Annotated in this window: 11 protein-coding genes; all 11 read left to right on the forward strand. The window is 39.6% G+C overall.

Translation table 11 applies throughout. From position 1 onward, the window contains the following. The first annotated feature begins 147 nt into the window (after positions 1–147). The 11 genes from ACYVIL_RS00090 to ACYVIL_RS00140 all read left to right on the forward strand — a co-directional run bounded on the left by ACYVIL_RS00090 (position 148) and on the right by ACYVIL_RS00140 (position 15,546). On the forward strand, positions 148–1,101 hold the full coding sequence (locus ACYVIL_RS00090) for a hydrogen peroxide-inducible genes activator (RefSeq protein WP_303476615.1): 954 nt from the start codon (positions 148–150) through the stop codon (positions 1,099–1,101). 246 nt (positions 1,102–1,347) lie between these two features. Further along, the gene (gene amt, locus ACYVIL_RS00095) at positions 1,348–4,386 is read left to right on the forward strand and encodes an ammonium transporter (RefSeq protein WP_460311136.1); all 3,039 of its coding nucleotides are present in this window, start codon (positions 1,348–1,350) and stop codon (positions 4,384–4,386) included. A gap of 108 nt (positions 4,387–4,494) precedes the next feature. After that, a complete protein-coding gene (locus ACYVIL_RS00100; RefSeq protein WP_460311137.1) occupies positions 4,495–5,766 on the forward strand; it encodes an alanine racemase in 1,272 nt (423 codons plus the stop codon). Positions 5,767–5,872: 106 nt separating this feature from the next. Further along, a complete protein-coding gene (locus ACYVIL_RS00105) occupies positions 5,873–7,468 on the forward strand; it encodes a catalase (RefSeq protein ID WP_460311138.1) in 1,596 nt (531 codons plus the stop codon). 67 nt (positions 7,469–7,535) lie between these two features. Next, positions 7,536–8,102, forward strand: coding sequence for an ankyrin repeat domain-containing protein (locus ACYVIL_RS00110; RefSeq protein ID WP_460311139.1), 567 nt, complete (start codon positions 7,536–7,538; stop codon positions 8,100–8,102). Positions 8,103–8,281: 179 nt separating this feature from the next. After that, positions 8,282–8,713 (forward strand): hypothetical protein, encoded by a 432-nt coding sequence (locus ACYVIL_RS00115; protein ID WP_460311140.1) that lies wholly within the window; start codon positions 8,282–8,284, stop codon positions 8,711–8,713. Between the two features lie 650 nt (positions 8,714–9,363). Beyond that, on the forward strand, positions 9,364–9,705 hold the full coding sequence (locus ACYVIL_RS00120; RefSeq protein WP_303476599.1) for a hypothetical protein: 342 nt from the start codon (positions 9,364–9,366) through the stop codon (positions 9,703–9,705). A gap of 14 nt (positions 9,706–9,719) precedes the next feature. Beyond that, positions 9,720–11,099, forward strand: coding sequence for a class II fumarate hydratase (locus ACYVIL_RS00125; RefSeq protein ID WP_303476597.1), 1,380 nt, complete (start codon positions 9,720–9,722; stop codon positions 11,097–11,099). Positions 11,100–11,254: 155 nt separating this feature from the next. Next, positions 11,255–11,791 carry a DUF6942 family protein gene (locus tag ACYVIL_RS00130; RefSeq protein ID WP_460311141.1) on the forward strand — a complete coding sequence of 179 codons (537 nt, stop codon included), beginning with the start codon at positions 11,255–11,257 and terminating at the stop codon, positions 11,789–11,791. A gap of 125 nt (positions 11,792–11,916) precedes the next feature. Then, a complete protein-coding gene (gene nhaD / locus ACYVIL_RS00135) occupies positions 11,917–13,146 on the forward strand; it encodes a sodium:proton antiporter NhaD (RefSeq protein WP_460311190.1) in 1,230 nt (409 codons plus the stop codon). Positions 13,147–13,353: 207 nt separating this feature from the next. Beyond that, positions 13,354–15,546, forward strand: a complete 2,193-nt coding sequence (locus ACYVIL_RS00140) for an ATP-binding protein (protein WP_460311142.1) — start codon at positions 13,354–13,356, stop codon at positions 15,544–15,546. The last annotated feature ends 3 nt before the right edge of the window (positions 15,547–15,549 follow it).

Genomic DNA, 15,549 nt, shown 5'->3' on the forward strand with positions numbered 1-15,549 from the left:
CTATTAAATTATTTAAAAATTGATTATACGATTCGAATACACTTTTAGTTTTACCTGATAGCCATATAGAAGTATACTTTATGTCGTGATAGTAAATAGCTATCAGTTGGTGTGATGAAAAAACCTAAAATATTATCAGGTACGAAAATGATCTCAGACAATAAGTTCCCTTCAATAAATCAATTAAAGTACTTTGTAGCAGTGGCCAAAAGTTTGAGTTTTCGACGGGCTGCACAAAGTCTAGGGATCAGTCAGCCAACGTTAACGACTCAAGTTCAAGCTCTCGAAAAAACAATGAATTTGAGTTTATTTGAACGTAACCGAAGCGGCACTTTGCTCACTCCTCAAGGCAATACGCTGCTACCTCTTGCTGAAGAAGTTTTGCGTTCTGGCCAACGGTTTAATGACACTGCCCGTGAGCTTACTGATGGTGCCTCGACTACCTATCGCTTGGGCGTTCCTCCAACGTTAGGTCCCTATTTATTGCCGTTTGTATTACCTGAATTACATCGTCGATTTAAACAATTAAAGTTTTACGTACGAGAAGAGTTTCCACAACAATTGGAAGAAGGTTTGCTTAATGGTCAGTATGACTTAATTATATCACCTTCAACACATGAGTCTTCGCAATTTATAGTCTCAGAGTTGTTTACTGAACCTTTGAAATTGGTGATACCCAGGGATCATCCTTTGGCAGGCCAAGATTTTGTTAAGCCGGCCGATGTACAAGGGGAAAAAGTGCTCACCTTAGAAGGTCATCACCATTTTCATCATCAAGTTCAAACCATTTGTGCTCAAATTGGTGCACAAATGTATCGAGATTACGAAGGCACTAGTTTAGATACATTGCGTCAAATGGTAGTGATGGGGGTAGGTATCTCTTTTTTACCCGGGCTGTATGTCCATTCTGAATTGCATCGCCCCAATGAGCTGCATGTCTGTGAACTTGAAAATATTCCAATAACTCGTAAGCAGCATTTAATTTGGCGAAATACTGCGCCTGGTCGAGTTTTCTTCCGTGAGTTAGCACAATTTTTTAGGGAGGTTGTCGCCGAAAAACTCGCTGATGCAGTTCACGTTAAACGTCATACTATTCGCTAATTACTGAGTAAATAATAGGGTTTTAATAGTCACTTTTAAAATTGTCTTTCAGTCGTGTGAATTACCTATCCTTAGCCATGCACCACTTTGGTAGTCTTGCACGAAATATGAACACTGCTTGCACAGTTTTGGTGGTGCATTGCTCAATGCTGCCATTATAAAAGAGGCTGCAAGGGGAAACAGCAGGAATAGATCTTGCTAAGCGACCATCACTTAACTGAAATAATGTATGTCTAAGGTCATCGGTTGTCTGATAATTTTTGGTTGCTTCTGTCAGCGATGTTTGTGTTTTTGATGCAAGCAGGGTTTCTTTGCCTGGAAAGTGGTAGAACCCGTAGCAAAAACAGTATCAATGTGGCCGCAAAAAATATTGGTGACTTCATTGTTTCTGCTAGTGTTTTTTGGTTGTTTGGATTTGGCATTATGTTTGGCCCTAGTCTTGGTGGCTGGACTGGCACTGGCGACTTTGTATTTGGCGATAACAGTTCTTCTTTTCAGATTACCTTCTTCTTGTTTCAAATGATGTTCTGCAGCACTGCGGCAACATTAACCTCGGGGGCTATTGCCGAACGAACTCGGTTTTCCGGCTACATATATATCACGTTAATACTAAGTGGTCTGATTTACCCCTTTGTAGGGCATTGGGTGTGGGCCGGTGTATATAATATGGACAATCAAGGTTGGCTTGAGTCATTGGGATTTATAGACTTCGCAGGTTCTACAGTAGTGCATTCTGTGGGCGGTTGGGTTGCATTGGCCAGTGTACTCATTGTTGGACCACGAATTGACCGATTTAAAGAAAATACAAAATTTCCTTCAGGCAGTAACTTACCTTTGGCTGCTTTGGGAACGTTACTTATTTGGTTTGGGTGGTTTGGTTTCAACGGCGGCAGTACCTTAGTATTTGACGACCAAGTTCCTTACATCATCCTGAATACTTGTCTTGCTGCGATTTGGGGTGGAATAACCGCTACATTCATACATTTGCGAAGCCAGAAATATGTAGATATGGGAGCTAGTCTAAATGGTGTTATTGCCGGTTTAGTTGCAATAACCGCGGGTTGTCACGCTGTTGCGCCTGTGGATGCAGCAATAATAGGAATTGTAGCCGGTATCGTTGTGCAATACGGCTCTAAATTAATGGATTGGGCGAAACTTGACGATGCCTTAAATGTTATTCCTGCCCACCTGTTTTCTGGTATTTGGGGGACATTGGCGGTCGCCTTTTTTGGCGAACAAGCTAAATTAGGAACAGGCTTATCGTTTACCTCACAACTCACAATTCAACTTTTGGGGGTTGTTGTGATTGGCATATTTAGTTTTTTTAGTTGTTATCTCATCCTCTATATTTTGAATAGAATAACACCATTAAGGGTAACCAAAGAGCAGGAGCTGAGCGGACTGAATATCAGTGAGCATCAAGCATCTACTGAATTAATAGACTTGCTAGCAGATATGCAGAATCATCAAAACAAAGGTGATTTTTCTGTGCAAGTAAAAGAGGAGCCGTTTACGGAAGTTGGCCAAATAGCGCGCAAATATAACCAAGTTATCAGTCAAGTTTCAAAAGAGATGATACAGCGTGAAAAGGCAATAAATCAGTTCAAAATAAGTGAAAGACGAAAGAGTGCTATTTTAGATTCATCTATGGACTGCATTGTCTCCATTGATTGGCAGGGTAATATCATCGAATTTAATCCGGCTGCGGAAAGAACCTTTGGCTGTTTGAAAAGCGAGGTGATGCAACGAAGCTTTATTCACAATTTTGCTTTAGATAAAGATATTCAACGATTTAATGAAAGTTTAAAGTTGCAGTTTGTTTCGGCAAATGGGCTGGTACTCAATAGACGCAGTGAAATAGTGTTAAAGCGTGCAGCAGGACAAACTTTTCCTGCTGAAGTAACTATCACCAGTAGTAAGTTAAACGAAAGCCATGTAAATGAATTCACATTGCACTTGAGAGACGTTACCAAACAACAAAAAATTCAAGGACGACTGAATTTTTTAGCGTATCACGACCCGTTAACCCATTTATCGAATCGCACCCACTTAATTAGTGAATTAAATTATCAGGTGGCAAAAGCCCAAAAAGATTTAGGGATTATTGCCTTATTCTTTTTGGATTTAGACAAATTTAAGAAAATCAACGATACCTTAGGGCATAAAGCCGGGGACTATCTATTGTGTGAAGTCGCTAATCGCTTAAAAAACATTTGTCGCGAAGAAGATATTATCGCGCGCCTAGGTGGAGATGAATTTATCGTCGTTATGACGGGGGAATTAACTGAGCCTTTAATCACTGAAAAGGCCCAGCGGATCTTAACCATAATGCGAGAACCCATTACCTTGAATGATAAAAATTATCACATTGCGACTAGTGTGGGAGTGGCCGTTTCACACTGCGGTGAGTTTGGTACTGAGGAATTAATCCAACGGGCAGATATTGCTATGTATAACGCAAAATTATTTGGTCGTGATAACTTTAAAGTGTATACCGAAAAAATGGGGCAAAAAGCTCAGCAGGAAATGAGTTTTGAAAGAAAAATTGAACAAGCGATCAAGCAAGATGAATTCAGAGTCGTCTATCAACCCAAAGTTAAAGGAGATGGCGAGATATTATCATTGGAGGCATTGATTCGATGGCCGCAAAAAAGTTCAGATGATATATCCCCAAAAGCCTTTATACCCATTGCTGAGCAAAGTAATTTGATCGTGCAAATTGGTGAAATTATGATGACGAAAGTTCTTCAACAATTGCGTTATTGGCTCGATGAAAAATCACAAGTGGTGCCCGTCGCCATCAATATTTCAGGTCGCCAATTGGTTGCAGAAGATTTTATTCAGTGTGTTAAACAGTTACTAAGTAAGTATTCAATTCCCGGTGAACTGCTTGAGTTTGAAATTACAGAAGGTATTTTGATTCAGGATATAGAGCGTTGTATTGCCATTTTACAAGAATTGAAAGCCCTGAATATCAGAGTCTCTATTGATGACTTTGGTACAGGCTACTCTTCCTTGAGCTACCTTAAAAAGCTGCCACTGGATATTTTAAAAATTGACCGTTCTTTTGTCCATGAATGCGACTCGAAAACCGAAGATGCGGAGATTTGTGCGACTATCATTAATTTAGCCAAAAGCTTAAACTTGATGACTGTTGCCGAAGGGGTAGAAAGCAATTCGCAATTGAAAACACTGCAAAATATGGGCTGTGATCTTTACCAAGGTTATCTATTCCATCATCCACTTGCTGCCGAAGAGGTGATTAAACTATTAAATTCTAGATAAGGAATTTACGATTTTAACTCCCCTTATTTAATATTATAAAGTATAAAATATGGGATGCTCTTTCATCCTTAACTCTTATTTAGTCACGCCGAAATTCAGGGGATGCTCATGGACGCTTACCAACCTAAACCTCTATTTAAAGGACTTCCATTGCATGCACAACACTTTAGTCGTGCACAAATAGCGAATGCAGGCTGGAATATTCTACAAGAAGATGTGCCTTTGCCTTGTGCCATAATTAAGCAGCATGCGCTACAACAAAATAGTGAACGCATGAAGCAATGGCTTGAACAAAATAACCTATTTATTGCCCCTCATATTAAAACGACCATGAGTCCAGAGCTAATTTCACAACAATTGGTGGATGGAGCCTGGGGGGTGACTGTTGCCAATGTGATGAATTTAAGATTAGCTGCTCAGATGGGGGCCAATCACATCATATTTGCCAATCAATTGGTTGGTCGCGCGAATATCAAAGAAGTTGAACAACTGCTCGCTCAGTACCCTGACTTGTTGCTTTACCTTTTTGTCGATTCTTTAGATGCCTTTGAATTGTTAAAACAGGCCAATTTGAATAAATCAAACCAACTTAAATTACTCATTGAGTTGGGAGCTGAAGGTGGACGATGTGGCGTTCGAGAACCTTCAGTGGCCAAAGCCCTGATTCAATCCATTAGCGCGAATCAATGGGAGGTGGCAGGCTTTAGTGCATACGAAGCGGTTTTTGAAGGCGCGAATGAACACAAAGAGCAGCGAGTACGAGATTTTCTTAAGGTATTGGACGCGACTATAACGCTATTTGTAGAGCAGCAAGTTATCTTACCCAACAAATCATTGATTATTACTATTGGCGGGTCTGAGTATTACGACTTATGCGCTTCAGCTTTTGTCGATTTGCAGGGAAAACTAGATGTAAAAGTCGTACTGAGAAGTGGTTGCTATTTATTTAGCGACTCTGGGGTTTACGAAAAAGCCTCAATAGCCATAGATGAACGCTTGGCTAACGCTCAAATTGCCTTGCCCGCCTCTGAAGCGGCGATTGAAGTTTGCTGTTATGTGTTGTCGAAACCTGAAGCGGGTGTGGTTATTTTAGGTGCAGGTAAGCGAGACTTTTCCTATGACAAAGGACTGCCTAAGCCTTTGTATGCTAAATCTAGACTAAAGCATCAACTCATAACTCTTGATCAGGAAGGTTATCAAATTACTCGAATTAATGATCAACATTGCTTTTTAGCTGTACCTCAAGACGATCATTTAAAGGTGGGGGATATAGTCGCACTTGGCATTTCACATCCATGTACCACCTTTGATAAATGGCGAAAAATGTTGGTTGTTGATGAGCAATACAAGGTTATTGATGCTTTCCAGGCATGGTTCTAAAAAATCAAACTTCGACTTCGGCTTTATCAAATATACTAATTTTCACTTAGTTTTTATCCTAGCACTCTATTGGGGCTTCCCAAGTTATAGATAAATAGGATGTAAAATGAAGATGAAAAAATTAATAACCCTTTCAAGTTTAATCTTGTTGTCTTTTAGTGCGCTCGCTAACACAACAATGACAAGACAAAACGGTGCACCTATTGGTGACAACCAAAACTCTCAAACTGCCGGTCCTTGGGGTGGAGTGCTACTTCAAGACAGCCACTTAATTGAAAAACTCGCCGCTTTTGATAGAGAACGGGTACCTGAAAGGGTTGTCCATGCTCGAGGTGTGGGTATTCACGGCTATTATGAAAACTATGCTGATTTGTCTGATTTAACCATGGCAGCTCCTTTCCAGGAGAAAGGTAAAAATACCGAAGTATTTACTCGTTTCTCAGCGGTAATTCACGGCCACCAATCCCCTGAAACATTGCGCGATCCTCGTGGATTCGCTGTGAAGTTTTATACTGAACAAGGCAACTGGGACTTAGTCGGTAATAACTTCCCAATCTTCTTTATACGCGATGCTATTAAATTTCCAGATATGGTTCATAGTTTAAAGCCATCACCTTATGACAATGTGCAAAAAGCATCCAGAGTGTTTGACTTCTTTTCACACGTACCAGAATCAACACAAATGCTAACCATGCTGTTTTCTGACTACGGTACACCAAAAAGTTACTTAAATATGGATGGTTCCAGTGTTCACGCCTACAAATTTGTCAATGACAAAGGTGAAATGAACTATGTGAAATTTAGCTGGAAAACCAATCAAGGCGTAAAGAATTTCACCTATAAAGAAGCCATGACGGTGCAGGGGCAAGACATGCAACCCCATACCACAGATGTGTATACTCGCATTGGTGAAAAAGGCGAAAGTGCGTCTTGGGATTTATACATTCAGGTGTTGTCGCCAAAAGATGTGAATAACTTTGATTTTAACCCCCTTGATGCCACCAAAGTATGGCCAGAAGATAAGCTACCCCTTCGCAAAGTGGGCAGAATGGTATTAAACCGAGTGCCTGATAACTTTTTTGAAGAAACTGAGCAAGCTGCGTTTGCACCGAGCAATGTCATACCAGGTATAGAGCCATCAGAAGATCGATTGTTACAAGGCAGAGTGTTTGCCTATGCAGATACCCAACGATACCGTTTAGGTGTGAATTCATATCGTATACCGATTAACGCTCCTAAGAATGTGAAAATTAATAACCACATGCAACACGGCAAGCTGCGCCCGACCAATACTCAGCGGGAAGTTAATTATCAGCCAAGTGAGTACATTGATTTAGCTGAAGACACAAAGTACAAATATTCTGCGATGCCATTGATAGGAAGTTATCAGCAAATACCTTTCTACAAGCAGTTGAACTTTAGCCAAGCTGGGGATTTGTATCGCTCATTTTCTAAGGACGAACAAGCCAGACTTATTGAAGTGTTAGGGGGCGCTTTAGCAACGTCTGATAAAGAGCTTGTTCGGATCAATATAAGTGCATTCATGTACAACGCTGATAAAGATTACGGTACAGCTATCGCTAAACGCTCAGGTACCAACTTAAGTAAAGTAAAAGCCAGAGCAAAAACGCTGATGGCAGAGCAACAAGTATTAGCGGCCCAGGGCGAAAAAATTGCCCTTAAGTTAAGCGAATTGTTCTAATTTAATAAATGCTTAAATAAGTCTTACTGCCTGCCAGTGCAGGCAGTATCTTGATAAGGAAAACCTAATGAAAACTATAGCAATACTCTCTTTACTACTATTCATTGCTTCAGCGTTAAATCCTTTATTTGCCAATGAAACTGACCAGAGTAAACAACTTAAAACGCTGTATTTTGATGCCGCTAGAAACGGCGATATCGAATTGTTACAGACCTTTTACAAGGCAGGCTTGTCAGTTAATATCGCCAATGAAAAGGGATATACGGCACTCATTTTATCTGCTTACAATGGTCAGACTGAGACGGTGAACTTTTTACTTGATGTAGACGATATCAATCCATGCCAAGAGGATGCTAGAGGCAACACCGCTTTAATGGGCGCCATTTTTAAAGGCAACCTTCGCATTGCTAAATCATTAATGGGGCGAGACTGCGAAGTGGACCAAACCAATCAAAATGGTCAAACCGCACTGATGTTTGCTACCTTATTTGATAGACAAAACATTATTGAAGAGCTTATTGATCAAGGTGCCAACATAAGCTTAAAAGATAGTCACAGCCGCAGTTTATCAGATATTGCTGCAAGTCAGGGAAATCTGAGTTTAGCTGACAAATTTAAACAGTCTAAACCTTAAAATATAATTGGCTTGCGTTGAAGAAAGTCAGCCCAACTATATAGGGTTAGAAAAAAACTAAATTATTATACCAAGGGAAAGTCGAACTAATGCGCTCAGCAGCAAGAGACTATGTGGAATTTGACCCAGTTACTAATTGCATGTTTAATCAATAAATTAGTTTATTGAGGTGTAAAGATATGACAGTAGTAAACACCTTTGGCCTGGCTTATTTTAGTCACGATTATGGCAGCCCAAGCTTTGACCTGCTGGTTGATGGAAAATCGTATTTAGAAACTATCACTGATTTTGAAAAGCCTTTTGCAGGGCAAATAGCGGGTACTTATCAACCAGGGTTAGGAATTAATCAGCTAGATTCAGCCGATAGAGCGATTCCCTATGTTTGCACATGTGGAGAACCTATGTGCTGGTATTTAACCGTTGATATTATTTGTCAGCGTGACGTTAATGCAGAATACATTATCTGGCATCGCTGGGTGAATCCCTATCGAGAAGACAAGAGCAAAGCCGATTCGGGTCTATATTGGAACTATTCAGCGCTCGCCCCTTTAATATTCGAAAAACAACAATATTTAGGTGAAATCGAACGAAATCGCCAAGCCTATGGCTAATGGGTACCTAGCTACTATGCAAATCTGCGCTAAAGTGAGTATTCCCATTTATGAGTATTACCTTCTAAGTATTGCGACTCATAATTGGCAACATTATCTTAGCGTAACCTGATTTTAGGGTGGGCAGTTTGGCTGGTTAACACCCATAACTTCAAAGCTCATCAAACTTATTTTTATGTAAATTTTTGATTTAAACGAAACTCTTAATTGACTGATAATAAATTTTTTATGCCTGTTCATAGATTTTGCGTTTAACGCCTATTAACTTGTTTTCAGCGCATTGCCCACAATATTGCCGACGTTGAAGGGAATGGCGAAGGATAAAAACGTGATAAAAGTAAGGGGGTGGGTAGGCACCTTGGAGAAAATGCCTACCCGGTTGGTTGCGTTAAGCCAGGACCAGTGAAACTTAACGATTCCAGGCAGAACCATCATATTGTAAATGAAAATCATTATCAATAGTGTTTGGTGGTTTTTTTGATGATTTATTTAATTGCTATATTTATCAATAGTTTAGTTTTATAAATCGAGTTGTGGTTAGGTAATTATGAAATGCCGCACTGGGTTGACAAGCTATTCCAACCTCATGATAATAAGAATTATTATCATTTGGTGGGTGACCTAGCCGCCTAAAAATTGGATGTGATTCTGTGAATGAAGCATTGGCATTCGGGACATTAGAGTTGACCATTCGTCATGGTTTACAGCCTGATAACCCTCATACTCTATACCATTATTTAGACGTGGTTGAAGATCGATTAGCCACAGAAAAAAACGAAAACGTAAAAAGAGCGATGTTAAAACGGGTGTTGCACACTTTGTTAGATACAATTTGTGATACTAGTATTAGTTTTCACTGGCGTTATTTGTGTTTAGATAACATTTACAAACCACTAAACAGTGTAGAGCAATACGATAAAACTGAGGGACAAAAGGCAGAAACACGACATTTTAAATATGAATTGTCTTTGTTAGGAACATATTTTTTATAAAAAAGGGGATTAACATGACAGAAGTAAGAATCGAAAAAGATAGCATGGGCGAGCTTGAGGTTCCCAAAGATGCGTTATATGGCGCCCAGACCCAAAGAGCGATTAATAACTTCAATATCAGTCACACTCCTATGCCTGAAGCTTTTATTCGCGCGCTGATTCAGATTAAATCTGCTGCAGCCACGGTAAATGTAAACCTTAAAGGTATTGACGAGCCGACAGCGCAAGCCATTAAACAAGCCTGTACCACTTTATTAGATGATAAAAATCTGATGCATCACTTTCCCGTTGATGTATTCCAAACGGGTTCTGGCACTAGTACCAATATGAATGCCAATGAGGTGATTGCCAACCTTGCGTCTAAGCAATCCAATTTGCACATTCACCCAAATGATCATGTTAACTTTGGCCAAAGTAGCAATGATGTCATCCCGACCTGTATTCATGTTAGTGCCGCCTTGGCAATTCACCAAAACTTAATGCCTTCGCTGAGACATTTGGCTAAAACCATCGATGAAAAATCCCTAAAGTTAGCGGGATATTGCAAAACCGGACGCACTCATTTAATGGATGCTATGCCAATTCGAATGGATCAAAGTATGTCTGCTTGGTCGGCCCAGATTAAGCAACAAATCTCTCATCTCGAGAGTTTGCAGCCTTCAATACAGTCACTTGTTTTAGGTGGTACAGCCGTTGGTACTGGCATTAATTCCCATCCTGATTTCGCCGACCAATTTTCTGATATTTTAAGTCGAGAAACCGATGTGCCTTTTGTTAAAGCAGCAAATTTTTTTGCTGGGATTGCTGCACAAGATAGCGCAGTGAGTTTGTCGGGGTTAACTAAATCCATCGCCGTTAGTTTTATGAAAATAGCTAATGATTTACGTTGGATGAACTCGGGGCCGTTAGCTGGGCTAGGTGAGATTGCTTTGCCAGCATTGCAACCGGGTTCGTCGATTATGCCGGGGAAAGTCAATCCGGTTATCCCCGAGGCAGTTGCTATGCTATCTGCACAGGTTATTGGCAATGACTCGGCTATCACCATTGGCGGTCAATCGGGAAATTTTGAATTAAATGTCATGTTACCCATGATCGCTCTTAACTTGTTGTCGAGCATAGAATTATTGTCTAATGGCGCGGTTTCATTGGCGGACTATGCCATTCGCGATTTTGAGGTGAATCAGCAAAATCTTGAAAAGCCTCTGCATAAAAATCCCATTTTGGTAACTGCGTTGAACCCCATTATTGGTTATGCCAAAGCTGCTGAAATTGCTAAGAAGGCTTACAAGGAAAATCGGCCTATTATTGATGTGGCTGCTGAAAATACTGATATTCCACGGACAAAACTAGAAGCACTTTTAGATCCTGTTAGTCTGACAAAAAACGATTCATAAACATAGTCGTTTAGATATTTTCAGCAAAGGGGCACATATTTTATAGGTTGCTAGAAAACAGGTTTTTAACTTCTATTAATGTATTTTTTTAATTGAAAAGTCGTCATGTGAGGTAAACTACCTGTCAAAGCGCATTAATTCTGCTAATAGGTTTTATGTCACAGACTAAATTTGAGCAAGTAAGTGGTTTGGGGGATAGTAACGCACACATTAATGTGTATATACAAAATCGCCCCAGATTTTCTTTCGCGGCAAGCCAACAGCTGGTTTATCCCCTTAAAAAAGGTGAAATTTATGCCATAGGTCAGGCTTGTGGGAATGGTTGGCGAAAAGTTTTCAATGTCTATGCAAAGTTGTTATTCCCGATGCTGAGCAAGTTTAGTGAACTGAATGATAGTTATTCTAGCTGGCAGCAATATCGTGATGACGAACTTTTGCAATTTGGCAGTCAAACGGCACTTTACTTTACCCCACCTAAATTTGAACAAACCGACAAGTTGCACATAATTATGGGGCGCACTTATGCCAAGTCATGTACTTTGCCAAACACTCTTGAGTGGATTAACCAAGAATTTGCCATTGACCTAAATCATCGCACCATTGTCTGTCCGTATTTTGACTATCGCCAGTTATCCAACCAAAAAATTATATTTATGTCAGAGTTAATTTCTAAACACTTTCTAAAAAAATAACATGCCGTTACACCTTTATGTAGCCGCTACAGGGTTTTTTGCGATATAATTCTCACGTTTTTTAGTGTCCTGCAACGGGGCGCATTTTCTACTCTCAGTAATCTGGAACGCACACCATGTTCGATATGTTTGAAATATCCATTATTGGCTTGGCTATTTTAGCTTTGCTATCTATCGTCTTTGAAGAAGTTACCCATATCAATAAAGCCAAAACCACCTTATTTTTAGGGTGTTTAGTGTGGTGTTTATTATTCATTCGAGGGCATGGTTCTGGACAGGCAGAAATAGAGAATGCACTCAACGAGAATTTACTGGAAATCGCGAAATTGTGGTTGTTTCTTATGGCAACAATGACCTTCGTTGCATACCTAAATGCCAGAGGGTTGATTGGCGCTATGGTGAATCGACTCTTGCCCGGTGAATTGTCCTTACGCAAATTAACCTTATTGGTCGCTTTGTTCGCGCTGGTGTTATCAATGCTGTGTGACAATATCACTGCCACCCTAGTATCAATTAGTATTATCTTCGCATTTAAATTAAAGGTGGCAGAGAAAGTAAAACTCTGTGTATTAATTATATTTGCAGTGAATTCTGGTGGGGTGGTTTTGATCACCGGAGACGTAACCACGCTGATGATATTCAGTGAGAAACATGTTTCGATCGTCGAATTGTTAGGCTTGATTTTACCCGCTGTAGCAGGCGTCGTGGTGCTGGCTATATTAATGAGTTTTGGTAAAAATCGACGGGTTGAGGCGACCATTGGCAGTGAAAAATTCAAATCCCTTGATTTTGTTATCGCCGGTCTATTTTTTAGCACTATATGCTGCACTATGCTGTTTAATTTGTTGTTTGAAATTCCGCCAGTTTTAACCTTTTTATTAGGCCTATCTGTGATGTTCTTAATTGGTGGTATGGTGAACAAGTTTAAGTACGAAATTCATCTATTAGATTACGTCCGTAAAATACAGTTTGATACCTTGATGTTCTTTCTAGGAATACTGCTTATAGTTGGCTCACTCAAAGAAATCGGTGTGCTAATTTGGATGACAAATATTTACTTTATGCTCGATCCTGATTATTCGAATTATTTGGTGGGAATTTTATCTGCGTTTTTAGATAACGTCCCGTTAACTGCGGCACTACTTAAAGCGCAGCCAGAGTTAACCAATATTCAATGGTTATCCCTGACTTACGCTGTTGGTGTCGGAGGATCAATGTTGGTGATAGGCTCAGCCGCAGGAATAGTGGCCATGAGTCGCGTGAAAGAGCTCACATTCGTAAGTTACAGTAAATATATTGTGCATTTGTTGGTGGCTTATACCGTGGGGTATGGATTATGTTTAGTTAACGTATAACATAGTCTGACTAAACATTAGGCTCAAAGACAGCAGATTAATGCCTGGGTAGTAAAAGACCTAACGGCTTAATATCCTGTTTATTTGGGTAACCCATGGATTGGGTATTATACAAAAGTCTAATACCCTTTGATGGCGGACAGGGTTTTAATGCCCTATGGTCTCAACATAATATTGCTCAATTATTATTAAATCTAATGAACCTCGATGTCTTTAGAGTCTCCTGAAAGTTCCATCGACTATATTCGTGAGAAACTAACAAATACTGTTTTAATGGTCACGTTGGCTTTCGCTGGCGTCGCTTTAGCAGGCTCCCTTTCCCGTGTTCCTGAAATTGGTTTTTTGCCAGTGATGTGGGTACATATTGTTAGTACCTGTGTGCTATTGACGTTTTATTTATTTCGACGTCGTTTTTCAAATAATGTTACCGCTAGTTTGATTGCATCGTTATTTTTTATAATGGGGTTTGCGGGAATACATACCTTAGGTCTATCAGGAAACGGAATTTACCTGATTATGGCTGCTTCCATATTTAGTAGTTTCATGCTCAGTGTGAGAGTCGCTGTAGCAATTGCCATTTCAGGCGGCTTATTTTTATTCTATTACATGAGCCTTGTTTGGTTAGGAAAATTTGAGTTTACGGTAACGCAAAGTGCTTATGGTTTAAGTGTATCCGCTTGGATTACTGCGCTGCTAACATATGGGTTTATCATTAGTATTGTGTTGTTTTTGATACAACACTTTTTACACTATTTACAGTCTCTATTGTTAGACAAGCAAGTCACTATTGATAGCCAAACCAGTAAAATCGAACACTCAGAGGCAATCTTCCAAACCGTTATAAATCACTTACCCTACGGCATTTCATGGAAAGATAAGCAATTAAGATATTTAGGCGCAAATCAGGCGTTTATAGAAGATTCTAAATTACAAAATATTGAACAATTGAAAGGTAAAACAGATTTTGATTTAGCCAATGAAACCCGTGCGCAAAAAATCATCAATATTGATCGACGCATCCTTTACGGTGATGAAACTAATATTCACTATCAAGAAAAAGAAGGCCAAGAAAAAGGAAACCAAGGAAAACAGGGCCAACAGAAATCCCCATATACGAATGCTCAAGTTAAGTATAAAGAGGTGACTCACTTAGCATTGCATTCTAAAAATCAAGATCTGATCGGTGTGCTTATTTTCTACCATGACGTGACTAAAAGTAAAAATTTAGAATTAAAAGCCCAAAGGGCAAGAGAGCACGCAGAGCAGGCTAATCAAATTAAATCCCAATTTTTAGCAAATATGTCCCACGAAATTCGAACGCCAATAAACGGCGTTTTAGGATTGTTGGACTTGTGTATGCACACCCAATTAAACGAACAACAGACTGAATATTTAAACCGCGCAAACTTTTCTGCAAAACTTTTAATGCAGATTGTTAATGATGTACTTGATTTATCAAAAATTGAGTCTGGACATTTTGAGTTAGAGCAACATCACTTTTGTTTCGAAGACATTCTTTTGCAAGTTGAAAACTTGTTTACAAGTCAGGCTCAGGCGAAAAACATTGCGCTGAATACTAAAATTGTAGGCAGACAGAATACACTTGTTTTAGGCGACCCCACCCGCGTTACCCAAATATTAATGAATTTGACCTCAAATGCGGTAAAATTCACACAGACTGGAAGGGTGGATGTATTGGTTAAATTAGTCACCAATGATGTGTTAGCTAAAGTGAAAATTTCTGTGAATGACACAGGTGTGGGAATTGAAGATAAATCAATTAAAACGCTATTTAATAAATTCACTCAAGTGGATGAAAGTATTACCCGCAAATATGGTGGTACAGGGTTAGGGCTCTCTATTGTTAAAGAGTTGGTTGAAGCAATGGGCTCGACTATTCATGTTAAGAGTGAATTAGCTAAGGGGACTGAGTTCAGTTTTATATTGGAGCTTCCCATCGCTCAAAAACCGCGAGTTGATATTCCGATACTCGAGCTAAAACAAGATCTAGCCAATAAACGTATTTTACTGGTGGAAGATAATGAAATTAACCAGCAAGTTGCTAAAAATATATTAGAGCAAAACAATCTGCGTGTAACGGTTGCTAGCAATGGACAAGAATCACTGGATGTACTTGCCAAACAAGAGTTTGATTTAGTGTTAATGGATATTCAAATGCCGGTAATGGACGGTTGCAGTGCACTGAAAATTTTACGTAAAAATAAAAAGTGGATTGATTTACCCGTTATCGCATTAACAGCTAATGTCTTTGCTGACGAAGTTGCCCATTATAAGAAAGTTGGTTTTACTGACCATTTAGGCAAACCTTTTTCTCGGGATGCTCTCTTATCAACAGTGCAACAATATGCGGTAAGCAACAAAGATTTTATAGGCGTTTAGGCT

This window comes from Aliiglaciecola aliphaticivorans, assembly GCF_054782055.1.

What these genes read in the sequence shown, in the direction of transcription:
- ACYVIL_RS00140 (WP_460311142.1), top strand. Translation starts at nt 13,354, where the DNA reads ATGTCTTTAGAGTCTCCTGAAAGTTCCATCGACTATATTCGTGAGAAA.
- ACYVIL_RS00100 (WP_460311137.1), top strand. Translation starts at nt 4,495, where the DNA reads ATGGACGCTTACCAACCTAAACCTCTATTTAAAGGACTTCCATTGCAT.
- ACYVIL_RS00110 (WP_460311139.1), top strand. Translation starts at nt 7,536, where the DNA reads ATGAAAACTATAGCAATACTCTCTTTACTACTATTCATTGCTTCAGCG.
- ACYVIL_RS00130 (WP_460311141.1), top strand. Translation starts at nt 11,255, where the DNA reads ATGTCACAGACTAAATTTGAGCAAGTAAGTGGTTTGGGGGATAGTAAC.
- nhaD (WP_460311190.1), top strand. Translation starts at nt 11,917, where the DNA reads ATGTTTGAAATATCCATTATTGGCTTGGCTATTTTAGCTTTGCTATCT.
- ACYVIL_RS00125 (WP_303476597.1), top strand. Translation starts at nt 9,720, where the DNA reads ATGACAGAAGTAAGAATCGAAAAAGATAGCATGGGCGAGCTTGAGGTT.
- ACYVIL_RS00090 (WP_303476615.1), top strand. Translation starts at nt 148, where the DNA reads ATGATCTCAGACAATAAGTTCCCTTCAATAAATCAATTAAAGTACTTT.
- ACYVIL_RS00105 (WP_460311138.1), top strand. Translation starts at nt 5,873, where the DNA reads ATGAAGATGAAAAAATTAATAACCCTTTCAAGTTTAATCTTGTTGTCT.
- ACYVIL_RS00115 (WP_460311140.1), top strand. Translation starts at nt 8,282, where the DNA reads ATGACAGTAGTAAACACCTTTGGCCTGGCTTATTTTAGTCACGATTAT.